Origin of the sequence: Devosia psychrophila, from assembly GCF_000971275.1 — a bacterium.
Taxonomy (GTDB): Bacteria; Pseudomonadota; Alphaproteobacteria; order Rhizobiales; family Devosiaceae; genus Devosia; species Devosia psychrophila.
The window spans coordinates 32,150-53,370 of sequence record NZ_LAPV01000092.1 but is presented as its reverse complement, the minus strand read 5'-3'; the positions used below and the strand labels follow the sequence as shown (position 1 = coordinate 53,370).

22 protein-coding genes are annotated in these 21,221 nt (G+C 61.7%); 16 read left to right on the top strand and 6 right to left on the bottom strand.

Features of this window, described 5'->3' with window-relative positions; translation table 11 throughout:
- Window positions 1–83: 83 nt before the first annotated feature.
- Window positions 84–725: a carbonic anhydrase gene (locus WH91_RS08590; RefSeq protein WP_046170616.1), complete on the bottom strand. Its 642-nt coding sequence runs from the start codon at window positions 723–725 to the stop codon at window positions 84–86.
- Between the two features lie 50 nt (window positions 726–775).
- Here WH91_RS08590 and WH91_RS08585 point away from each other — a divergent pair, with 50 nt between their 5' ends.
- Window positions 776–982, top strand: a complete 207-nt coding sequence (locus WH91_RS08585) for a DUF1737 domain-containing protein (RefSeq protein WP_046170584.1) — start codon at window positions 776–778, stop codon at window positions 980–982.
- Between the two features lie 194 nt (window positions 983–1,176).
- Here WH91_RS08585 and WH91_RS08580 read toward each other — a convergent pair whose 3' ends face one another.
- Entirely contained in the window at window positions 1,177–1,749 is a 573-nt protein-coding gene (locus tag WH91_RS08580; RefSeq protein ID WP_046170583.1) for an NUDIX domain-containing protein, read from the bottom strand.
- A 241-nt stretch (window positions 1,750–1,990) separates the two neighbouring features.
- Here WH91_RS08580 and sdhC point away from each other — a divergent pair, with 241 nt between their 5' ends.
- From sdhC to WH91_RS08555, 5 genes are all read left to right on the top strand, one after another.
- On the top strand, window positions 1,991–2,377 hold the full coding sequence (gene sdhC, locus WH91_RS08575) for a succinate dehydrogenase, cytochrome b556 subunit (RefSeq protein ID WP_046170582.1): 387 nt from the start codon (window positions 1,991–1,993) through the stop codon (window positions 2,375–2,377).
- Window positions 2,377–2,769, top strand: a complete 393-nt coding sequence (gene sdhD, locus WH91_RS08570) for a succinate dehydrogenase, hydrophobic membrane anchor protein (RefSeq protein ID WP_052952694.1) — start codon at window positions 2,377–2,379, stop codon at window positions 2,767–2,769. The genes sdhC and sdhD overlap by 1 nt, the downstream gene beginning before the upstream one ends.
- A gap of 4 nt (window positions 2,770–2,773) precedes the next feature.
- Entirely contained in the window at window positions 2,774–4,582 is a 1,809-nt protein-coding gene (gene sdhA / locus WH91_RS08565) for a succinate dehydrogenase flavoprotein subunit (protein ID WP_046170581.1), read from the top strand.
- Complete coding sequence (locus tag WH91_RS08560; protein ID WP_046170580.1) at window positions 4,582–4,869, top strand: hypothetical protein; 288 nt, start codon at window positions 4,582–4,584, stop codon at window positions 4,867–4,869. The genes sdhA and WH91_RS08560 overlap by 1 nt, the downstream gene beginning before the upstream one ends.
- A 61-nt stretch (window positions 4,870–4,930) precedes the next feature.
- Window positions 4,931–5,713 carry a succinate dehydrogenase iron-sulfur subunit gene (locus WH91_RS08555; protein WP_046170579.1) on the top strand — a complete coding sequence of 261 codons (783 nt, stop codon included), beginning with the start codon at window positions 4,931–4,933 and terminating at the stop codon, window positions 5,711–5,713.
- Between the two features lie 71 nt (window positions 5,714–5,784).
- On the opposite strand, the gene WH91_RS22585 is transcribed toward WH91_RS08555, so the two are convergent.
- The 3 genes from WH91_RS22585 to WH91_RS08540 form a co-directional block, all read right to left on the bottom strand.
- Window positions 5,785–6,918 (bottom strand): hypothetical protein, encoded by a 1,134-nt coding sequence (locus WH91_RS22585; RefSeq protein WP_052952693.1) that lies wholly within the window; start codon window positions 6,916–6,918, stop codon window positions 5,785–5,787.
- 85 nt (window positions 6,919–7,003) lie between these two features.
- Window positions 7,004–7,942: a DMT family transporter gene (locus tag WH91_RS08545; protein WP_046170578.1), complete on the bottom strand. Its 939-nt coding sequence runs from the start codon at window positions 7,940–7,942 to the stop codon at window positions 7,004–7,006.
- A 100-nt stretch (window positions 7,943–8,042) separates the two neighbouring features.
- Complete coding sequence (locus WH91_RS08540) at window positions 8,043–8,972, bottom strand: tyrosine recombinase XerC (protein ID WP_046170577.1); 930 nt, start codon at window positions 8,970–8,972, stop codon at window positions 8,043–8,045.
- Between the two features lie 80 nt (window positions 8,973–9,052).
- Between WH91_RS08540 and WH91_RS08535 the strand changes: the two genes are divergently transcribed.
- From WH91_RS08535 to WH91_RS22580, 10 genes are all read left to right on the top strand, one after another.
- Entirely contained in the window at window positions 9,053–10,048 is a 996-nt protein-coding gene (locus WH91_RS08535) for an omptin family outer membrane protease (RefSeq protein WP_052952692.1), read from the top strand.
- An 81-nt stretch (window positions 10,049–10,129) separates the two neighbouring features.
- A complete protein-coding gene (locus WH91_RS08530) occupies window positions 10,130–12,298 on the top strand; it encodes a primosomal protein N' (RefSeq protein ID WP_082102072.1) in 2,169 nt (722 codons plus the stop codon).
- 60 nt (window positions 12,299–12,358) lie between these two features.
- On the top strand, window positions 12,359–12,607 hold the full coding sequence (locus WH91_RS08525) for a BrnT family toxin (RefSeq protein WP_046170575.1): 249 nt from the start codon (window positions 12,359–12,361) through the stop codon (window positions 12,605–12,607).
- A 7-nt stretch (window positions 12,608–12,614) separates the two neighbouring features.
- Window positions 12,615–12,920 carry a BrnA antitoxin family protein gene (locus WH91_RS08520; protein ID WP_046170574.1) on the top strand — a complete coding sequence of 102 codons (306 nt, stop codon included), beginning with the start codon at window positions 12,615–12,617 and terminating at the stop codon, window positions 12,918–12,920.
- A gap of 213 nt (window positions 12,921–13,133) precedes the next feature.
- Window positions 13,134–13,694: a F0F1 ATP synthase subunit delta gene (locus WH91_RS08515; protein WP_046170573.1), complete on the top strand. Its 561-nt coding sequence runs from the start codon at window positions 13,134–13,136 to the stop codon at window positions 13,692–13,694.
- A complete protein-coding gene (gene atpA / locus WH91_RS08510; protein WP_046170572.1) occupies window positions 13,694–15,229 on the top strand; it encodes a F0F1 ATP synthase subunit alpha in 1,536 nt (511 codons plus the stop codon). The genes WH91_RS08515 and atpA overlap by 1 nt, the downstream gene beginning before the upstream one ends.
- 24 nt (window positions 15,230–15,253) lie before the next feature.
- Window positions 15,254–16,141 carry a F0F1 ATP synthase subunit gamma gene (locus tag WH91_RS08505; RefSeq protein WP_046170571.1) on the top strand — a complete coding sequence of 296 codons (888 nt, stop codon included), beginning with the start codon at window positions 15,254–15,256 and terminating at the stop codon, window positions 16,139–16,141.
- A 52-nt stretch (window positions 16,142–16,193) separates the two neighbouring features.
- Complete coding sequence (gene atpD / locus WH91_RS08500; RefSeq protein WP_046170570.1) at window positions 16,194–17,633, top strand: F0F1 ATP synthase subunit beta; 1,440 nt, start codon at window positions 16,194–16,196, stop codon at window positions 17,631–17,633.
- Between the two features lie 57 nt (window positions 17,634–17,690).
- Entirely contained in the window at window positions 17,691–18,116 is a 426-nt protein-coding gene (locus WH91_RS08495; protein ID WP_046170569.1) for a F0F1 ATP synthase subunit epsilon, read from the top strand.
- A 247-nt stretch (window positions 18,117–18,363) separates the two neighbouring features.
- Entirely contained in the window at window positions 18,364–20,529 is a 2,166-nt protein-coding gene (locus WH91_RS22580) for a methyl-accepting chemotaxis protein (protein ID WP_143077984.1), read from the top strand.
- On the opposite strand, the gene WH91_RS08485 is transcribed toward WH91_RS22580, so the two are convergent.
- Window positions 20,526–21,212, bottom strand: a complete 687-nt coding sequence (locus tag WH91_RS08485; protein WP_046170568.1) for an aspartate/glutamate racemase family protein — start codon at window positions 21,210–21,212, stop codon at window positions 20,526–20,528. The genes WH91_RS22580 and WH91_RS08485 overlap by 4 nt on opposite strands.
- Window positions 21,213–21,221 lie beyond the last annotated feature (9 nt).

The window sequence follows — 21,221 nt, the reverse complement described above, 5'->3', positions numbered from 1 at the left end:
TGCGGCTGTTCAACAGTTTGCCGGCACGGTGCTGCCGCCGCAGCACTTCACGCGCCCGTTATCGCAAGTTCATGCCGTCGAAATCACAGTTCGGGGCGGACGAAATCGCCGCTGTCGCCGTTCATGACCCAGAGTTCGCCGGTCGAAATATCGAACCAGGCGCCATGCACGGCCAGTTTTCCGCTCGCTTCGAGGTCGGCGACATAGGGAAAGGTGCGCAGGTTGCCAATCGAGTTGCGAATCGAGATGCGCTCCAGCGCCGTCTGCTGTTCGGAGGCGGTCATCATGGAATTGGTGCCGAGCTGGCCGGGCAGTTCGCCCAGCATGCTCATCCACTTGCCGATGAAGTCGCCGGCGTCGAGCGGGCTGTGATCGGGATTGAGCGCAGCCTTGATGCCACCGCAGCGACCATGGCCCATCACCACGATATTGGCGATCTCGAGCGCCTTGACGGCAAACTCGATGGCCGCCGAAGTGCCGTGCTGGCCGCCGTCGGGCTGATAGGTCGGCACCAGGTTGGCGACGTTGCGCAGCACGAACATGGAGCCCGGCTCTGCGTCAAAGATCATTTCGGGCGCCGCGCGGCTGTCGCAGCAGGCGATGATCATGGTGGACGGCGTTTGCCCGCTGGCGGCCAGTTCGCGATAGCGATCTTTCTCGCGGACGTAACGGCCATCCATGAAATTGGCGTGGCCCTTGAGCAGATGTTCAGGAAAGCTGTGCATGGCCTCTGGGTTATCGCTAAGATCGAGCAAGATCAACTAGGGCGCATTGCATGCTCATCTACCGCTTCCTTACCGGCGAAGACGACGTCAGCTTCTGCCACAAGGTCACCAAGGCCCTCAGCGAAGGCTGGGCCCTGCACGGCTCCCCCAGCTACGCCTTCGACGCGGCCACCCAAAAAATGAAATGCGGCCAGGCAGTGACACGTATGGCGAAAGATCAACCGTATGATCCGGACAAGAAGCTGGTTGATTTCTGACCGGCCGAATGTGGTGCGGGTTTAGACCCGAATGGCAAGCGACGAATAGCAAGCAGGAGGAATACCCCACCTAGCCTCCCGCTGAAAAGGGGGGGGACTTGATCGAGTATTGGGCACTATCGTGCCAAACCACCGGCCGGATTCCTCCCCCTCATCAGGGGGAGGCTAGGTGGGGGTACCCCAAGAAAAACTCTTCATTTCAACCGCAATTGCAGCGCCTGCAGCATTAAAATCGTCTTGGCGTCGCAAATCTCGCCCGAGCCGATCATCGCCAGCGCCCCATCCAACCCCAACTCGAATACCTCAATATCCTCGCCCTCCTCGGCAAGCCCACCGCCCTCATTCACCTTCTGCCCTGGCGTATATTCCGCCAGAAAACACGCGCATTTCTCTGTCAGCGAGCCTGGGCTCATATAGACGTTGAACAGGAACTGCAGGTGTTCCGGCTCATAGCCGGTTTCCTCGGTCGCCTCGCGCCGCGCCGCCACGGCTGGCACCTCGCCATCGAGCAGCCCGGCCGGGGCCTCGATCAGCCAGGCGGGATCGCCATTGAGATGGGGCGGCAGGCGAAATTGCCGCGTCAGAATCACGTCGCCGGTCGCAGGCGCATACATCAGTACCGCCGCCGCGCTGCCATGGTCATAGACTTCGCGACTGACCGTCTGCTGCGTGCCGTCCTTGCGCCCATGCGTCACCGTATAGTTGTCAAAGCGGCCCCAGTTGCGCGCAAGCCCGGTCACGCTATCGATCTTGATGGTGTGGTCCATACGAGGCTCCCGTTCACCGTCCCTATGCAGCAAACCGGCTTTTTCGGCTATGGTCTCCGACTGCCAACTCATTTTTCAACGCGCCACCCGCACATCTTGTTCGTTCACCGAACAAAGTGCGGAATGCGCCAAAAGTTGATACTCCAACCGGTTTCCCGCTTTGATTTTGTAACGCTTGGGCGCTAGAAGTCTCGAACCATTCCAAACTGCAGCGGTCCTTCCGCCCTGCCAGCGAGGCTACATGACGGTTCGCTCCCGCCCTCTCTCTCCGCATCTGCAGGTCTATCGCTGGACCATCACCATGACGATGTCGATCTTGCATCGCGCCACTGGCATCGCCAACTATTTCGGCACCGTGTTGCTGGTCGCATGGCTGGCTGCCGCCGCCTGGGGGCAACAGCCGCTCAACCTGGTCAATGACATCTATGGCAGCTGGTTCGGCCAATTGGTGCTGTTCGGATTCACCTGGAGCCTGATCCACCACATGCTGGGTGGCCTGCGCCATTTCGTCTGGGATTTCATCATCGGCATGGAGGCCGGTCAGCGCGAAATGCTGGCCTGGGCCAATGTCATCGCTTCCGTCGTCCTGACCCTCGTGGTCTGGACCCTCTTTGTCTGGATGGCATGATGCGAGAACAGGTAATCACCCGCGACGTCGTCGCCAATCCCAAGTCGGTCTATGGCGACAAGAAAGCCTCGACCCGCCAGTTCATCACCCAGCGCGTGTCAGGGGCGATCAACATCGCCTTCCTGTTGCTGCTGCTGTTCGTCGTGGTTCGCCTCGCCGGCCAGGACCGCCCCGACATGGTGGCCGTGATCGGCAATGGCTGGATCGGCCTTCCGCTGGCCGTGCTGCTGGTGATCGTCACAATCCACATGCGCAACGGGCTGCGCGACACGCTGGAAGACTATTTCCACGGCCGCACCTACAGCCTCTACATGATGCTCAACACCATGTTCTGCATCGCCATCGCGGCGGTGGGCGTCATTTCCATTCTCAAGCTCGTCTTCTGGGGTTAGCCGCATGGCCAATTACGAACTCATCGACCACGAATTCGACGTGGTGGTGGTTGGCGCCGGTGGCGCGGGCCTGCGCGCCACGCTCGGCATGGCCGAACAGGGTCTCAAGACCGCCTGCATCACCAAAGTGTTTCCCACCCGCAGCCATACGGTCGCGGCGCAGGGTGGCATCGCGGCCTCGTTGCAGAACATGGGGCCCGATAGCTGGCAGTGGCACATGTACGATACCGTCAAGGGCTCGGACTGGCTCGGCGATAATGACGCCATGGAATATCTGGCGCGTGAAGCTCCAGCCGCCATTTATGAGCTCGAGCATTACGGCGTGCCGTTCTCGCGCACCCAGGATGGCAAGATCTACCAGCGCCCGTTCGGCGGCCACATGACCGAGTTCGGCGAAGGCCCGCCAGTGCAGCGCACCTGTGCTGCCGCCGACCGCACCGGCCACGCCATTCTGCACACGTTGTATGGGCAGAGCCTGCGCAACAATGCCGAGTTCTACATCGAGTATTTTGCGCTCGACCTGATCATGGGCGAAAACGGCGAGTGCCAAGGCGTCATCGCCTGGAAGCTCGACGACGGCACGCTGCACCGTTTCCGGGCCAAGCTGGTGGTGCTGGCCACCGGCGGCTATGGCCGCTCGTATTTCTCCGCCACCTCGGCCCATACCTGCACCGGCGACGGTAACGGCATGGTGGCCCGCGCCGGGCTGCCACTGCAGGACATGGAATTCGTGCAGTTCCACCCCACCGGCATCTATGGCGCAGGCGTGCTGATCACTGAAGGCGCGCGTGGCGAAGGCGGCTACCTGACCAATTCGGAGGGCGAGCGCTTCATGGAGAGGTATGCCCCCAATGCCAAGGACCTGGCATCGCGCGACGTGGTCTCCCGCTGCATGACGCTGGAAATCCGCGAAGGCCGCGGCGTCGGTCCCAACAAGGACCATATCTACCTGCACCTCGATCATCTCGATCCCAAGGTGCTGCATGAACGCCTGCCGGGCATCACCGAATCGGCAAAGATTTTTGCCGGCGTCGACCTGACCCGCGAGCCGATCCCGGTGCTGCCGACGGTGCATTACAATATGGGCGGCATCCCCGCCAATTATCATGGCGAAGTGCTCGATCCGACGCCGGACAATCCTGATCGCACCGTGCCCGGCCTGATGGCCGTCGGCGAAGCCGCCTGCGCCTCGGTGCATGGCGCCAATCGGCTGGGCTCCAATTCGCTGACCGATCTCGTGGTGTTTGGCCGCGCCGCTGCGCTCCGTGCCGGAAAAGTGCTGGACCGGACCACGCCGATCCCCGGCATCAATGCAGCGCAGGATGCCAAAATCCTCGCCCGCTTCGATCGCCTGCGTAACGCCTCGGGCAGCCAGTCGACCGCCAAGCTGCGCGACGAGATGCAACGCACCATGCAGACCGACGCGGCAGTGTTCCGCACCGACGCGACGCTTAAGCAGGGCGTGGCCAAGATGAGCGAAATCTATTCGCGGCTTTCCGACGTGGCCGTGACCGACCGTTCGCTGATCTGGAATTCCGATCTGGTTGAAACGCTGGAGCTGGAAAACCTGATGGCCTGCGCCATGGTCACAGTGGTCTCGGCCGAAGCCCGCCACGAGTCGCGCGGCGCCCACGCCCACGAAGACTATCCGAGCCGCGACGACGTCAACTGGCGTAAGCATACGCTGAGCTGGATCGACGAAAACGGCGCCGTGACGCTCGGCTACCGCCCGGTGCATGTCGACCCGCTGACCCCCGAAAGCGAAGGCGGCATCGACCTCAAGAAGATCGCCCCCAAGGCGCGGGTGTATTGATGCGCGCCTGGACCATTCTTGCGAGCCTGCTGCTGACTACTGCCCCAACCATCGCCGCCTCGCCCACCGCGGCTCAGAAGACCGAGTTCCATACAGTCTGCATGGGTATCGCGGACAATGAGACGCTGTGTTCCTGCAAGGCCGATGCGGCGATGACGCTGATCGACGAGAGTTTCATGGCCATGGTGATCGGCGCGATGAAGGGCGCTTCTGTGCCCAAGGAAACCTATGTGGCCTACAACACCTACGTCGCCAAATCGAACCAGATCTGCAAGCCGGATTACTGACGATGCGGGTGCACGTGAAAAAGTCAGTGCCGGTTGAGCGGTACTTAGGAAAGGGCCAAAAATGGTCGAACTGATGGTCTCCAAGGCCGATCGCCCCATCAAGGGCAAGACCTGGCCGAAGCCAGCCAATGGCAAGCGGCTGCGCGAGTATCACATCTATCGCTACGATCCCGACCAGAGCGCCAACCCGCGTATCGATTCCTATTTCGTCGACCTGGACGATTGCGGTCCGATGGTTCTCGATGGCCTGCTGTGGATCAAGAACAAGGTCGATGCGACCCTGACGCTGCGCCGCTCCTGCCGCGAGGGCATCTGCGGTTCCTGCTCGATGAACATCAACGGGCTCAACACACTGGCCTGCACCAAGGGCATGGACGACAGTAAGGGCCCGATCAAGATCTACCCACTGCCGCATATGCCGGTGGTCAAGGATCTGGTGCCAGACCTCACCATGTTCTACGCGCAGCACCGCGCCATCGAGCCGTGGCTCAAGACCACGTCGCCGACGCCTGAAAAGGAATGGACGCAGACGGTGCCGCAGCGCGCCAAGCTGGACGGGCTCTACGAGTGCATTCTTTGCGCCTGCTGCTCGACCTCGTGCCCGAGTTATTGGTGGAACGGGGAAAAGTATCTCGGGCCGGCGGCGCTGCTGCAGGCCTATCGCTGGCTCATCGATTCGCGCGACGAGACCACCCAGGAACGCCTCGACGATCTCGAAGATCCGTTCAAGCTGTTCCGCTGCCACACCATCATGAACTGCGCCAAGGCCTGCCCCAAGGGGTTGAACCCGGCCAAGGCCATCGCCGAAATCAAGAAGATGATGGTCGAGCGCCAGGCCGCCTAGGCCAGGGGAGAGTACCCCAAGCAACAAAACGGCGGGCCCTGGCCCGCCGTTTTGTCATTCAATCGGGAAGCCTACGCGTCCTGGCGCATCACAATAGTGCCCGCCTCGAACGCTGCCTTGCAGTCGGCACTGTCATGCGACAGGTCGCTGTCGAGCAGCGTAGCCGCAGCGCCCGGGCCTTCGAAGCGCGGGTCGTCGCATTGGTCGTCATCGGCATAGCTCGACGTATTGTCGCCGAAGTCCACGGCCGAACTGTCGTAAGGCGCGCCGGCCGCGTGTTGGGGCGTGTAGACCGTGCGGATGGTCACTTTGCCAGCAAATTCCAGTGCCTTACAGTCGGTCGCATCGCCAGCCATGTCTTCGCTCAGTAGCTTCTTGTCGGCGCCTTCGCCCTCGAAGCGCAAGTCGTCGCATTCGCCGTCATTGGCCCACTTGCTCCAGTCACCGCCATAATCGAAGGCCGCAACCCGGGTAACTGTGGAGCCACCGTTATAGGTTGCGGTGCCGGCGCCGACGGCCGCGCGGCAGTCGGTGGCATCATGACCCAGATCGGCGTCGAGCAGTTCGTCGGCAACGGCCGTGCCTGAAAAACGCGGATCGTCGCATTCGCCGTCCTTGGCCCATTCGCTGGTATCATCGCCGTAGTCCACGGCAGGAACGTCGGCGACTGTCGTGTTGATCTCGGAGTCTGCCAGCGTCACGGTGCCAGCGGCATAGGCTGCCCGGCAATCGGTAGCGTCCTTGGACATGTCGGTGTCGACTAGTTCATCGGCCGATGCGGTGCCGGAAAAGCGCGGATCGTCGCACTCGCCATCCCTGGCCCACTGGCTGCTGTCGTCGCCAAAATCGATGGCTTCGATCGGCGAGGCAATGGCGATAGCTGTGGGGCTGGTGCCGGTTTCGGTAAAGGTCACCGTGCCGGCCGCAACGGCCGCGCGGCAGTCGGTGGCATCCTTGCGGATGTCGGCATCTTCCAGTTCCACCGCGCTGCCGGTGCCGCTGAAGCGCGGATCGTCGCATTCGCCGTCATTGGCCCAATGGCCGGTATCGTCGCCAAAGTCCACGTCGCTGGCGAGCGCCGCGGCACTTGTCGTGGCTGGGGGATTTTTGTTGTCGAGCTTTTGCGCCAGCGATGGTGTCGAGAGCGCGATGGCGAGTGCCGCGACCAGCGCTCCGCCGCCGAGGATCCTTTGCATTGCTTTCATCGGTGTCCCTTCCGGTCTATGCGGCAAGTGGTGACGGCAGACTACAGCGGCTTTGCGGCAGCTAACAGCCAATGCCGGGAAACAATTATCCTATCGCAAGCCGGGCTTTGCGCTCTGCCCGGCTGAACAGCACCGAGCCGGCCAGCACCAGGGCCGTGCCGATGCCATGGTAAAGCGTAAAGGGCTCGGACAGGATGATCACGGCCAGAAAAATCGTGACCACGGGGCCGAAGGCGGCGGTGGATGATGTCGCTCGGGCGCCAATCCGGGCCATGCCGGCGTTCATCAAGAAGCTGGGCAGCACGGTGCCAAGCACGCCCAAGGCAAGGCCATAGCCCCAAACCGTCGGCGTCACCGTCAGGTAGCTTTGCGGCCCGGCCAGGACGAGGTTCTGCGCGATGGCGCAGAGGGCGGCAGTCGACATGCCGATGCAGGTAAACAGCCCGGCGCCCAGTACCAGCATCTGCCGTTTGGCGAGGTGCTGGTACAGCGCAAAGCTGATCGCCGATCCCAGCACCAGCAGCGTGCCAAGCACTAGTCCGTCCGGATTGACCGCCAGGTTCCAGCCAAAGATCACCAGCAGCCCGGCATAGCTGACCAGCATTGAGGGCACGACGCGCCACATCATGCGGTCGCCAAAAAACCAGACGCCAAACAGCAGCACGAAGAACGGGTAGGTGAACAGCACCAGCCGCTCATATTGCGCGCTGACGAAGTTCAGCCCGAGAAAATCGAGATAGCTGGAAAAGTAGTAGCCGAGGATACCGATGGCCATGCTGGTCAACACGATCCTCGTCGTCAGCAGCGCGCGCAGCCGGTGCTCGCGGCTCAGCAGCACGACGAGGATCACCAGATAGACCGGCAAGGCCACGATCATCCTTAGGCTAAGCAGCATTTCCGTCGAGACGCCTTCGCCATAGGCAAGCTTGATGAAAATGCCCTTGGTCGAAAACAGGATTGCCCCGGCAACGGCTAAGCCATAACCGATCGAGTCATTTGCAGGCTGGGTTGGCGCAGGTTGCATGGCTGTTGATAGGGCGGGTCGATGCGTTCTCACAAGCCCGATCCAGCGCTAACCGTACAGTGACGCGAGCGGTTCTCAACGGTAACACTATGCGAACAGTTTAGCCGCGCGGATGGGCCTTGCGGTAACTTTCCAGCAGCCGGTCGGTATCGACCGCTGTATAGATCTGCGTGGTCGACAGGCTGGCATGGCCCAGCAGTTCCTGAATGGCCCGCAAGTCCCCGCCACGGCTCAATAAATGGGTGGCAAAAGAATGCCGCAGCGCATGCGGTGTTGCCGAGGGCGGCAGGCCCAGCGCCGAGCGCAATTGCACCACCCTAAGCTGGATCAGCCGTGGTGATAAGACGCCGCCCCGCACGCCACGAAACAGTGGTTGGCTGGGGTAAGGCTTGAACGGGCAGAGCCCGATATAGAGGTTGATGGACTTGCGCACGGCATCGATCAGTGGCACCAGCCGGATCCTGCCGCCCTTGCCAGTGACCCGCAAGGACTGGGCTTCGAGGTCGCTGCCGGTCAGCGCCAGAGCTTCGGCAATACGCAGGCCGGCCCCATAGCAGAGCGACAGCACTGCCATGTCGCGGGCTGCCACCCAAGGCCTTTCCTCAAGCTCACCGGTCGTCGATATCGTGTCGCGAGCCTCCGTTACGGTCAGCGCCTTGGGCAGCGATTTGGGCAGTTTGGGCGTGCGGATGACATTAAGCGCTTCGCTCGCCAGCACGCCCTCACGCTCAAGAAAGCGAAAGAAGCTCTTCAGCGCCGAAAGCACTCGTGCCAGCGAGCGCGAGCCGAGGCTTTCATTGCGCCGCTGGGCCATGAAAGCGCGAATATCGGCACCGCGTAACTCTTTAAAAGTGCTCAAGGTTACCGGCCCGCCGGCATGACCCGCGAGGAAACCGAGGAACTGATCGACATCGCGCCCATAGGCTTCAAGCGTATTGGCGGCGAGCCGGCGCACCGAGGCGAGCTCACGCTGCCAGGCCGAAAGCTGGGCGCGAATAAAATCGTCGGCGGCAAAAGCTGAGTCGACCATGCGGGCAGTGTCAACCGGCGTGGTAAACCCATCCTTAACCTAGGTTTGAGCAGAGTGGGTTATCCAAAGGAGAGCGCAGCATGGGCCAGATCGTGACAGCGCGGACGCTCGGCCTTTTGGCTTTGCTGGCCGGCCCTGCCGCGGCCGCCGACCCGTCGATGGGTGCCTGGGCAGACCAGGGGTTTTCCAAGCCCGGCCAGTCGGTGCAGTATGCGACGCCAGATGACACGGTGCGGATCGATGCCAGTATCGGCGCCGCCTATATCGAGGGCAGTGAAAAGGTCTGGGTAGGCAATTACACACTTAGCCATTTGATCTGGCAGAGTACCACGCCCGTGCTGCGCGGCAGCATCGCCGTCGATGTCGGCAGCGGCTTCAACATCCGCGCCGAAGGCAGCGTTGCCGCTTTCGGCAACAGCTATATGGAAGACTACGACTGGCTGAAGGGTGACGATACGTTCGACAACTGGTCCCATCGCAGCCAGCATCAGGATACCAGCCTCGACCACTATTATACCGGCGGTGCCTCGCTCGGCTACGAGATCGTCAAGGATGATCAGGCCGTGGTGCGGGCGCATGGCGGCTTCAAATATACCGATGTGAAGTGGACCGCTCGTGGCGGCACCTATATTTATTCCAGCGCCGGCGGCTTCCGTGACCAATCCGGCAGCATTCCCGATGGCACGGCCGGCATCACCTATCGCCAGCAGTTCCCCGAACTGTTCCTGGGGATTGACGGCGAAGAACGCTACGGCAATTTTCGTGTCGGCGGCCTGCTGCGCGGCGGCATGACCTTTCTGTCAGTGGCAACCGACGATCACTGGCTGCGCAACCTGCGGTTCGTCGACACACTCCGTGTGGCGCCGACCTTCACTGCCGGCATGGATGTTGGCTATGCGCTCGGCGCCAATGCCGAGCTGACCGCTTCGGCCCGTTACGATCATATCTATGAGGCACGTGGCGACACGCAGTATTACAAAATTGCCAGCGGCGCCTCGACCGGCAACGCGCCTGATGCAGCCGGTGGCGGCATTCGTAGTGCCGAAATCACGGGGGGCCTGAAGGGATCGTTCTGATCGCCTACGCCGCCACAGCGGCGCGCCCTTAACGGAATCACTTGCGCTCGCTATGTTCGGATGCGAACAGAACGGGCACAAATGGAAGATCGTCCAGACATTGTCGCCGTCATGGTGGGGATCGCCGTCGAGGGGCCCTATAGCTATCGCGTCCCGCCCGGCATGGCGGTGGCGCGCGGCTCGATCGTGGCCGTGCCGCTGGGCCCGCGACTGATCCAGGGCGTGGTCTGGGGTCCGCCCAAGGACGTGGTGGCGCATAGTCGGCTGCGCGATATCGCTCATGCCTATGATGTACCACAGCTTTCCGAAGAACTGCTCAAGCTGGTCGAATGGGTCGCCAAATACACCTTGGCAGCACCCGGCCAGGTGCTGCGCGCCGTGCTGCGATCGACCGAAGCACTGGACGCTCCAAAGCCGGTTGTGGCTTATCGCCGTACCGGGCGTGAGCCGGAAAAGCTGACACCGGCCCGTCTGCGTGTGCTCGATGCGCTGATGGACGATCTGGCCTGGCCCAAGTCGGCATTGATCGGCGCCACCGGTGTTTCGCCCTCGGTGATCGATGGTCTCGAGCGGGCAGGCGCGGTCGAAAAGCTCGAAATGCCGCCGCCGCCGGTAGTGTTGCCGCCTGATCCCGACACTGACATCGCCACTCTCTCCGAGGCGCAGCAGCAGGCGCTCGCTCAGATCACTGCGCTCGATCCTCACCAGTTCGGCGTGGCCCTGCTCGATGGCGTCACCGGCGGCGGCAAGACCGAAGTGTTCTTCGAGGCGGTAGCCGATACGCTGCGCGCCGGCCGGCAGGCGCTGATCCTGCTGCCAGAAATCGCGCTGACCAACACCTTCATCTCCCGCTTCACCAAGCGCTTCGGCACCAAGCCCGCCGAATGGCATTCCGACATGACGCCGCTGCAGCGCGCTCGCGTGTGGCGCGGCGTGCTCGATGGTACCGTGCGGGCCGTGGTCGGCGCCCGTTCGGCGCTGTTCCTGCCGTTCCGCGAGTTGGGCATGCTGGTGCTCGATGAGGAGCATGACGGCGCTTACAAACAGGCTGACGGTATCACCTATCACGCCCGTGACATGGCGGTGGTGCGGGCGCATCTGTCCAATGCGCGGGTTATTCTCTCGTCGGCGACGCCGTCTGTGGAAACCCGCAACAATGCCAATGTGGGCCGTTACGCCCATGTGCTGCTGACATCCCGTTTTGCCGAAGCGTCGATGCCCAACATCACCGCCATCGACATGCGGATTGATGGGCCGGAGAAAGGCCAGTGGATCGCGCCGCTTTTGGCGCGCGAAGTATTTGCCGCGCTTGACCGGGGCGAGCAGGCGCTGCTGTTTCTCAACCGGCGCGGCTATGCGCCGCTTACGCTGTGCAAATCCTGCGGGCATCAGTATCAGTGCCCCGATTGCTCGGCGTGGATGGTTGAGCATCGCTTTCGCGGGGTCCTGATGTGCCACCATTGCGGGCACGAAGTGCGCACGCCAAAGGTCTGCGAAAAGTGCGGCGATACCGAAAGCCTGACGGCTGTCGGGCCTGGCATAGAGCGCATCGCCGAAGAGGCTGCCGCCCGTTTTCCCGATGCCAAGCGGGTCATCCTGTCGTCCGACATGGGCAGCAATGCCCAATTACGCGAGCGCTTCAGCGAGATCGAGCGTGGCGAGTTCGACCTGATCATCGGCACGCAACTGGTTTCAAAAGGCCACCATTTTGAGAAGCTCTCGGTGGTCGGCGTGCTCGATGCCGACCTGGGGCTCGCCCATGGCGATCCACGCGCTGCTGAAAAGACCTTCCAGATCCTGACCCAGGTGGCGGGTCGCGCAGGGCGGGCGTCGAAAACCGGCAAGGCGTTCCTCCAGACCTATCACCCCGACCACGCGGTGATGAAGGCCATGGTCAGCGGCGATCGCGAGGCTTTCTACGCCCATGAGTTGATGGCCCGAGAAGCTGGCGGGCTGCCGCCATTCGGACGCCTCGCGGCCCTCATCGTCTCCGCCAACGAGCACGACGCCGCGATGAACTTCGCCAAAAAGCTGTTGTCGGCCGCTCCGATGGCCGATGGCGTACGCCTGTTCGGCCCGGCCGACGCCCCCGTCGCCATGGTCCGCGGCCGCCACCGGGTCCGGCTCCTCGCCCAGTCCGGGAAGGATTTCGACTTGTCGGGCTATGTGAGGTTTTGGCTCGGCTCTGCAGAGAAGGTGACGGGCAACCTGCGGGTGCAAGTCGATATCGACCCGATGAGTTTTATGTAAAGTTTTCGTATATACAAAAATTGACGACTTTGCCGTGATGAACTACGTTGAGGGGGCTCGATGGAATTCGAATGGGACGAGAATAAGAACGTAAGCAATCGACTCGATCACAAGGTGGGTTTTGAGTTTGCCCAACATTTCTTGTGGGATGCGGCAATCATCGAACCTGACAATCGGCGAGACTATCGAGAAGAGCGCTTTGTCGCCCGTGGTCTGGCGACGGAGGCTTTGGGATACTATGTCGCCTTCACGATGCGAGGCAACATGCTGCGTGTCATTGCGATGAGACGGTTCAGAAGGAAGGACTAGGTGCGTTATGGAAAGTGATCGAAAGCCAGCAACGGCAGCGCCCGACGATGACAGGATTTACGGCGTACCCGATGAGGAAACGCCTGAACTGACCGAAGAGGCCATTCGCCGCTCCATCCCGGCCAAGCAGTTCTTTGCCGAACGCGGCTTGCCGGTGCCCGGACGCCCCAAGGCCGAGACGCCGAAGGTCGCGGTCAGTCTCAGGCTGGACCAGGAGGTTGTCGAGGGCTTCAAGGCAGCTGGGCCAGGCTGGCAGACACGCATGAACGCCGTACTGGCGGAAAGTCTGCGGCAGCAAAAGAAGTCCGCTTAACCCACGCCCCACCCCCCTGCGACACTTTCACCGCATTTGAATCACGCCCCCAAGCCTTGCATGGCGCGCGGGCCTTGTGCTAGAGCGAGCGCGACTTTGAGGGGGTGTCTGGACGCCCCCTTTTCCAGACAAGAACAAGCGTCGGCAACCGCCCGGGTTTTCCCATCGAACAGGGCGGCTAAGCGGGCAGGCAACCAAGAGGGTGTAGCGGCATTGGCAGCGCAGAATTCAGTGCTTACCCAGATCGCCCGGCCATATGCGTCGGCTCTGTTTGATCTCGCCAGCAGCGAGAACCAATTGGCATCGGTCGAGACGTCGCTTTCCGACGTTTCCCGCCTGATCGGGGAAAGCGCCGACTTCTCGCGCTTCCTGCGTTCGCCAGTGATTTCCGGTGACGACAAGGCCGTGGCGCTCGATGCGTTGCTGGCCAAGGCGACCACCAATCCGCTGGTCGCCAATTTCCTCAAGCTGATCGCCCGCAACGGCCGGTTGTTCGCACTCGACACCATCATCGTCGGTTTCCGCGAACTGGCCGCCAAGGCCCGCGGTGAAGTGACGGCCGAAGTAACGTCGGCCGCGCCGCTGACCGGCGAGCAGGCCAATGCCCTGGCCGAGACGCTCAAGGCCAAGATCGGCAAGACCGTCACGCTCAACCAATTCGTCGATCCGTCCTTGATTGGCGGCCTTCAGGTGAAGGTCGGCAGCCAGATGATCGACAGTTCTCTCAAGACAAAACTCGCTGCGATGAAGATCGCCATGAAAGAGGTCGGATAATGGACATCAAAGCCGCGGAAATTTCTGCGATCCTCAAGGACCAGATCAAGAATTTCGGCCAGGAAGCCCAGGTTTCCGAAGTTGGCCAGGTGCTGTCCGTCGGTGACGGCATTGCGCGGGTCTACGGCCTCGACAATGTTCAGGCTGGTGAGCTCGTCGAGTTCCCGGGCGGCATCAAGGGCATGGCCCTAAACCTTGAGACCGACAATGTCGGCGTCGTGATCTTCGGCAATGACCGTTCCATCAAGGAAGGCGATGTCGTCAAGCGCACCGGCTCGATCGTGGATACGCCCGTCGGCATGGGCCTGCTTGGCCGTGTTGTCGATGGTCTGGGCAATCCGATCGACGGCAAAGGTCCGATCGTTCATACCGAGCGTCGCCGCGTCGACGTCAAGGCGCCCGGCATTCTGCCCCGCAAGTCGGTGCATGAGCCAATGTCGACCGGCCTCAAGGCCATCGATGCGCTGATCCCGATTGGCCGTGGCCAGCGCGAGCTGATCATTGGTGACCGCCAGACCGGCAAGTCGGCGATCATTCTCGACACCTTCCTGAACCAGAAGGCTGCACACGACGCCAACGCGTCCGATACCGACAAGCTGTATTGCATCTATGTCGCCATCGGCCAGAAGCGCTCGACCGTGGCTCAGTTCGTGCGTCAGCTTGAAGAAGCCGGCGCGCTGCAGTATTCCGTGGTTATCGCTGCAACCGCGTCCGATCCGGCGCCGCTGCAGTATATCGCGCCGTTCACCGGCTGCGCCATTGGCGAGTTCTTCCGCGACAACGGCATGCATGCCGTTATCGCCTATGACGATCTGACCAAGCAGGCCGTTGCCTACCGCCAGATGTCGCTGCTGCTGCGTCGTCCGCCGGGCCGTGAAGCCTATCCCGGCGACGTTTTTTACCTGCACTCCCGTCTGCTGGAACGCGCTGCAAAGCTCAACGAAGACCACGGTCTGGGCTCGCTGACTGCGCTGCCGGTGATCGAGACCCAGGCCAACGACGTGTCGGCCTATATCCCGACCAACGTGATTTCGATCACCGATGGCCAGATCTTCCTTGAGACCAACCTGTTCTTCCAGGGCATCCGTCCTGCCGTGAACGTCGGTCTGTCGGTGAGCCGCGTGGGTTCGTCAGCGCAGGTCAAGGCGATGAAGCAGGTTGCCGGTTCGCTCAAGGGCGAGCTTTCCCAATATCGTGAAATGGCGGCCTTTGCCCAGTTCGGCTCTGACCTCGACGCATCCACCCAGCGCCTGCTGAACCGTGGTTCGCGCCTGACCGAGCTGCTGAAGCAGCCGCAGTTCAGCCCGCTCAAGATGGAAGAGCAGGTCGCAGTGATCTTTGCCGGTGCAAACGGTTACCTCGACAGCATTCCGGTCAACAAGGTCGGTGATTTCGAGAAGTCGGTGCTGTCGGCACTGCGTGGCAAGTATGCTGCGCTGTTGGCCACGATCGCCAGCGAGAAGGCCCTGAGCGACGACTCGCGCGCTCAGCTCAAGGCTGCACTCGATGACGTCAAGAAGACCTACGCGGCGTAAAGCCAGCAGGGAGAGCATCGGCCTATGGCATCGCTGAAGGACCTCAAGAACCGGATCGACTCGGTCAAATCGACCCAGAAGATCACCAAGGCCATGCAGATGGTCGCGGCGGCCAAGCTCCGTCGCGCCCAGGAAGCGGCAGTTGCGGCACGTCCCTATGCCGAGCGCATGGGCAAGGTGCTGGCAGCGCTTGGTGCCGTCTATGATGGCCAGGAAAATGCTCCCGTCTTGCTCGGCGGCACGGGCAAGGACCAGGTGCATCTGCTGGTGGTCGCCACTGGCGAGCGTGGTCTGGCCGGCGGTTTCAACTCGTCGATCGCCCGCCTCGCGCGCGAGCATGCTGCCAAGCTGCTCAGCCAGGGCAAGACTGTCAAGATACTGACCGTTGGCCGCAAGGGCAATGATATCCTGAAGCGCCAGTATCCGAGCAATATCGTCGATACCTTCAATTTCCGCGAAATCAAGCAAGTCGGCTTCGTCCAGGCCCAGCAGGTCGCGGACAAGGTGCTGGCCATGTTCAATGCTGGTGAATTCGACGTGGCGACGCTGTTCTTCGCCAAGTTCGGCAGCGTGATCAGCCAGGTGCCGACGGCCCAGCAGTTGATCCCGGCCAAGCTGGAAAAGCCTGCTGGCGAAGGCGTGGTCGATGCCTCGGCTATTCCTTACGAATATGAGCCAAGTGAAGAGGCCATCGTAGAAGACCTGCTGCCGCGCAACATCGCGGTGCAGATCCTCAAGGCCCTGCTCGAAAATTCCGCCTCGTTCTATGGCGCGCAGATGTCCGCGATGGACAATGCGACCCGGAACGCCGGCGAAATGATCGGCCAGTTGCAGCTGAGCTACAACCGTCAGCGCCAGGCCAAGATCACCACCGAGCTGATCGAAATCATTGCCGGCGCGGAAGCGCTCTAACTCTCATTCGGGCGCGTCAGCGCTCTAAGCAATCGTAGCGAAGGACAAACAAATGGCAGAGAAAAAGGCCGGTCGCGTATCGCAGGTCATCGGTGCCGTCGTGGACGTCACGTTCGACGGCCACCTGCCCGCGATCCTGAACGCTCTCGAAACTTACAACAACGGCCAGCGCCTGGTGCTCGAAGTAGCCCAGCATCTCGGTGAAAACGCCGTGCGCACCATTGCCATGGACACCACCGAAGGCCTTGTCCGCGGTGCCGAAGTGATCGATCTGGGCGCCGCCATCTCCGTTCCGGTTGGTGAAGCGACCCTGGGCCGCATCATGAACGTTATCGGCGAGCCGATCGACGAAGCCGGTCCGATCGTTGGTGAAGCCACCCGCGAAATCCATCAGGAAGCGCCAAGCTTTGCCGAGCAGAACCCCGAATCGACGGTTCTGGTCACCGGCATCAAGGTGGTCGATCTGATCGCTCCCTACGCTCGTGGCGGCAAGATCGGCCTGATGGGCGGCGCCGGCGTGGGCAAGACCGTGCTGATCCAGGAACTGATCAACAACGTCGCCAAGGCGCATGGTGGTTATTCGGTGTTCGCAGGCGTCGGTGAACGCACCCGCGAAGGCAACGATCTGTATCATGAAATGATCGAATCGGGCGTGAACAAGGATCCCGCAGCGAACGGTGGCTCCGCCGCCGGTTCGAAATGCGCCCTGGTTTTCGGCCAGATGAACGAGCCCCCTGGTGCCCGTGCCCGCGTTGCTCTCACCGGCCTGACTGTTGCGGAAAACTTCCGCGACCAGGGCCAGGACGTGCTGTTCTTCGTGGACAACATTTTCCGCTTTACGCAGGCTGGCGCTGAAATGTCGGCTCTGCTGGGTCGTATTCCCTCGGCCGTGGGCTACCAGCCGACGCTGGCCACCGACATGGGCGCGATGCAGGAACGCATCACCACCACCAACAAGGGTTCGATCACCTCGGTGCAGGCCGTGTACGTGCCCGCCGACGATTTGACCGATCCGGCACCGGCGACTTCGTTCGCCCACTTCGACGCCGTGACCGTGCTGAACCGCGCCATCTCGGAAAAGGGCATCTACCCGGCCGTAGATCCGCTGGCATCCAACTCGCGCATTCTGGATGCGAACGTGGTTGGCCAGGATCACTACGACACCGCCCGTCGCGTTCAGGAAGTGCTGCAGAAGTACAAAGGCCTGCAGGACATCATCGCCATTCTCGGCATGGACGAGCTGTCGGAAGAAGACAAGCTGGTCGTGGCTCGTGCCCGCAAGGTCGAGCGCTTCATGAGCCAGCCCTTCGACGTGGCTGAAGTGTTCACCGGCACGCCCGGCGTGTTCGTGGCGCTCGAAGACACCATCAAGGGCTTCAAAGGCTTGGTAGCTGGCGAGTATGATCACCTTCCAGAAGCCGCTTTCTACATGGTCGGCACCATCGAAGACGCCGTCAAGAAGGCCCAGAAGCTGGCGGCACAGGCTGCCTAAGCTTTGACAATCGGGCTTGCCGTACGCGGCGAGCCCCTCTCCTTAAGGGACCAAAAAATGGCTGAAGGCCTCAAGATCGAGATCGTGTCGCCCGAGCGGCTGGTGCTATCGGAAGTCGTGACCTCGGTCACCGTACCGGGCACCGAAGGCTATTTCACGGTGATGACCGACCACGCGCCGTTCATGACGACGCTGCGTCCCGGCTTCATCACGGTCAACGGCATCAATGGCCGCGACGAGATTTTCTTCGTCAAGGGCGGCTTCGCCGACGTCTCGCCGGAAGGCCTGACAATCCTTGCCGAACAGTCGTCGCCGTTTTCCGAATTTGACCATGCCGACCTGGCCGCCCAGATCAAGGCAGCCGAAGCCGAGCTGGCCGCTGCGCCTGGCCCGGACGACAAATCCTACGCCCAGGAAGTCGTCAGCGCCTTGCTTAACTTGGCCATCGAAGCCGGCCAAATCAACGGCGGCCACGTCCACTAACGACTGCTTGGTCTGAAATTTTTTAACGCCCGCGGATCATCCGCGGGCGTCGTGCTTTGTGTGGCCGATGCGGTCGCTAGGCCACGCCTCGGCTTGCCGCCATCCAAAGGCTGCACAAACTTTAGGCACGCCTCTGTTTTGGCTATATAACTTGCGTCGGTCAACACTCTATTAAGACAATGCCGCCACTCTGCGACAGGGAACTAGTTGCGCGTCCATAGGGCGCAGATGCCATTGGGGACGCAAAGTGGTTTCACTCTTGGAAAATATCCGCCTGACATCCGCTATTGCGGCCATGGCCGTATGCTCGATCGCCATCGCCATTGGGGCGGTTCTGCTGGGCATGTTCATCAGCCTATCGAATACCGCCAGCAGCGATGCGGAGCATGAAGTGGCCAGCGCGACGCGCATCACCTCGGAAATCCTGCAGGTCAATCTGCCCAGTCTCGAAATCATCTCTGATGAGGCCGGCGACGTAGCGGCGCTGACCATGCGCTCCATGCCGCGCTTCCGCAGTCACGACGTCATCGACACCATCGCACGCGTTTCCGGTCAGAATGCCGCGATCTATGTCTACAATACCGAGGTTGGGCCCGACCTGAACCTCGGCACCTCCAGCCTGCTGAAGGCCGATGGCGAACGCCTGCTCGATACGCCGATCGTTTCTGGCACGCCGCTGTTTGACGAATTGCTGGCCAATCGTCCGGTACGCGCCGAAGAGATCATCAACGGCGTTGGCTATTTCACCTGGTACCAGCCGATCGCCATGGCCGACGGCACGGTTATCGGTGCCCTGCTGATTGCCGTGGCGCGGGCGCCGATTGAGGCCGTGGTCGGCCAAAACCTCATCATGCTGGTCTCCGTCGGTGGCGCCGCCCTGTTGATCATCGGGCTGCTGGCACTGTTGCTGTCGCGGCTGTTGACCCGTCCGATTCCCAAGCTCTCCGAGGTAATGAGCGCCGTGGCCGAAGGGGAACTGGCGATCAAAGTGCCCTATACCGAGCGCCGCAATGAAATCGGCGCTATGGCAAGAGCCGTGGAAGTGTTCCGGGCCAATGCCGAACGCGCCGCGAAAATGGGAGAAGAGACCAAGCGCCACCTTTTGGAAGCCGCAGACCATACCGGCCAGCTCGATGCCATTTCGATGTCGCAGATGGTCGTCGAATTCACCATGACAGGCGAGGTCATCACCGCAAACGAAAATTTCCTGCGCCTGCTGGGTTATCGCCTGAATGAAATCCAGGGCCAACCCAACGCGCAATTCCTGTTCGATGCCGATCCGAAAACGCTCAGCTATCGCCAGTTCTGGCTCGATCTCACCGCCGGCCAGTTCAAGAGCGGCGAATATCGTCGCCGCAGCAGCGACGGGCGTGAGGTGTGGATACAGAGTACCTTCACCCCCATCCTAGGGCTTGATGGTTCGCCCTATAAGGTCGTGCAGTTCGCCACCGATGTGACCGCGCGCCGCCAGGCAGTGGCCGCTGTCGGCGCGGGCCTGCAGCAATTGGCCGAGGGCGACCTTACCGGCCAGATCGAAACACAGTTTCAGCCGGAATTCGAAGACCTGCGCCACGCCCTCAACGGCACGGTAACGCGCTTCGCCGATGTGGTCGGCCAGTTGCGCACCACCTCGCGAGCGCTGAAGTCGGCAACGGGCGAAATCCTTAGCGGCGCCAACGATCTGAGCGAGCGCACTACCCGGCAGGCTTCGACCATCGTCGAGACCACGGCTGCGATGGGCGCTCTGGCTAGCACCGTCGCCAGCAATGCCAAGATGGCGCAGGACGCTGCGGCCAAGGCCTCTGCCGTGTCGCGGTCGACTTCCGAAAGTGGCGCCGTCATGGTCAAGGCTAACGATGCGATGGAGCGCATTACCCAGTCGTCTTCCAAGATTTCCAATATCATCGGCCTGATCGATGATATCGCCTTCCAGACCAACCTTTTGGCGCTCAATGCTTCGGTCGAAGCGGCGCGGGCTGGCGATGCAGGCAAGGGCTTTGCCGTGGTCGCCGTCGAGGTTCGTCGCTTGGCGCAGTCGGCCGCCTCAGCCTCGGCCGATGTAAAGCTTCTGGTCGAGCAGTCGGCCAGCGAGGTCAAGAACGGCTCGCAGCTGGTGTCCGACGCCGCAGGGCGTCTGTCCGAAATGCAGGCCGCCGTGCAGCAGAACAGTGCCCTCGTGGAGGCCATCGCCCGGGCCAGTGCCGAGCAGGCGTCGGCCATCGACGAAGTGCTCGTGTCAGTCCGTCAGCTTGATGAAATGACCCAGCACAATGCGGCGTTGGCCGAAGAGACCAATGCAGCCCTTGAGCAGACCGAAGCGCAGGCACAGACGCTGGACATGATCGTCGATGTGTTCGTGCTCGACGAGCCGGCGCCGAGAGTGGTCGACATCAAGGGGCGGCGCGTAGCCTAAGCCAGCGCTGCCGTCACCAACGCCTTGGCGTGCAGGTCGGTGGTGTCATAGACCGGCAGCGGGCTATTGGAATCATCGATCAACATGGCGATCTCGGTGCAGCCCAAAATCACAGCCTCGGCGCCGCGTGCGGCGATGCGCTCTATGGACGCTACATAGATACGGCGTGATTCTTCGCGGACGATACCCAGGCACAGCTCTTCATAGATGATGCCGTTGAGATTGGTCCGATCGACCTCGGGAATGATCGATGTCAGACCTCGTGCCGTCAGCCGGTCGCGATAGAAGCCCATTTCCATGGTGAAGCGGGTGCCCAATAGGCCCACCGTATGGAACCCATCCCCCAGCAGTGCATCGCTGGTAGGATCGGCGATATGGATGAAGGGGACGCTGATGGCCGAGGTGATCTGATCGGCGACGATATGCATGGTGTTGGTGGCTAGCCCGATGACCTCGGCGCCTGCCGCTTGTAGCCCGCGCGCGATCAACGCCAGTTGTCGCCCGGCGCCGTCCCAGTCGCCAGCCGACTGCATCTCGGCAATCGGGGCGAAGTCCACTGAATGAACGATCACCGGCGCCGAATGAAGGCCGCCAAGGCGCGCCGCCACTTCCTGGTTGAGCACGCGATAATAATGGGCGGTGGATTCCCAGCTCATGCCGCCGATCAGGCCGATGGTTTTCATCGCGACCAG

Excerpts from the sequence above, each read along its gene's own strand:
- WH91_RS08590 (WP_046170616.1), bottom strand. The coding sequence starts at position 725 with ATGCACAGCTTTCCTGAACATCTGCTCAAGGGCCACGCCAATTTCATG.
- WH91_RS08585 (WP_046170584.1), top strand. The coding sequence starts at position 776 with ATGCTCATCTACCGCTTCCTTACCGGCGAAGACGACGTCAGCTTCTGC.
- WH91_RS08580 (WP_046170583.1), bottom strand. The coding sequence starts at position 1,749 with ATGGACCACACCATCAAGATCGATAGCGTGACCGGGCTTGCGCGCAAC.
- sdhC (WP_046170582.1), top strand. The coding sequence starts at position 1,991 with ATGACGGTTCGCTCCCGCCCTCTCTCTCCGCATCTGCAGGTCTATCGC.
- sdhD (WP_052952694.1), top strand. The coding sequence starts at position 2,377 with ATGCGAGAACAGGTAATCACCCGCGACGTCGTCGCCAATCCCAAGTCG.
- sdhA (WP_046170581.1), top strand. The coding sequence starts at position 2,774 with ATGGCCAATTACGAACTCATCGACCACGAATTCGACGTGGTGGTGGTT.
- WH91_RS08560 (WP_046170580.1), top strand. The coding sequence starts at position 4,582 with ATGCGCGCCTGGACCATTCTTGCGAGCCTGCTGCTGACTACTGCCCCA.
- WH91_RS08555 (WP_046170579.1), top strand. The coding sequence starts at position 4,931 with ATGGTCGAACTGATGGTCTCCAAGGCCGATCGCCCCATCAAGGGCAAG.
- WH91_RS22585 (WP_052952693.1), bottom strand. The coding sequence starts at position 6,918 with ATGAAAGCAATGCAAAGGATCCTCGGCGGCGGAGCGCTGGTCGCGGCA.
- WH91_RS08545 (WP_046170578.1), bottom strand. The coding sequence starts at position 7,942 with ATGCAACCTGCGCCAACCCAGCCTGCAAATGACTCGATCGGTTATGGC.
- WH91_RS08540 (WP_046170577.1), bottom strand. The coding sequence starts at position 8,972 with ATGGTCGACTCAGCTTTTGCCGCCGACGATTTTATTCGCGCCCAGCTT.
- WH91_RS08535 (WP_052952692.1), top strand. The coding sequence starts at position 9,053 with ATGGGCCAGATCGTGACAGCGCGGACGCTCGGCCTTTTGGCTTTGCTG.
- WH91_RS08530 (WP_082102072.1), top strand. The coding sequence starts at position 10,130 with ATGGAAGATCGTCCAGACATTGTCGCCGTCATGGTGGGGATCGCCGTC.
- WH91_RS08525 (WP_046170575.1), top strand. The coding sequence starts at position 12,359 with ATGGAATTCGAATGGGACGAGAATAAGAACGTAAGCAATCGACTCGAT.
- WH91_RS08520 (WP_046170574.1), top strand. The coding sequence starts at position 12,615 with ATGGAAAGTGATCGAAAGCCAGCAACGGCAGCGCCCGACGATGACAGG.
- atpA (WP_046170572.1), top strand. The coding sequence starts at position 13,694 with ATGGACATCAAAGCCGCGGAAATTTCTGCGATCCTCAAGGACCAGATC.
- WH91_RS08505 (WP_046170571.1), top strand. The coding sequence starts at position 15,254 with ATGGCATCGCTGAAGGACCTCAAGAACCGGATCGACTCGGTCAAATCG.
- atpD (WP_046170570.1), top strand. The coding sequence starts at position 16,194 with ATGGCAGAGAAAAAGGCCGGTCGCGTATCGCAGGTCATCGGTGCCGTC.
- WH91_RS08495 (WP_046170569.1), top strand. The coding sequence starts at position 17,691 with ATGGCTGAAGGCCTCAAGATCGAGATCGTGTCGCCCGAGCGGCTGGTG.
- WH91_RS08485 (WP_046170568.1), bottom strand. The coding sequence starts at position 21,212 with ATGAAAACCATCGGCCTGATCGGCGGCATGAGCTGGGAATCCACCGCC.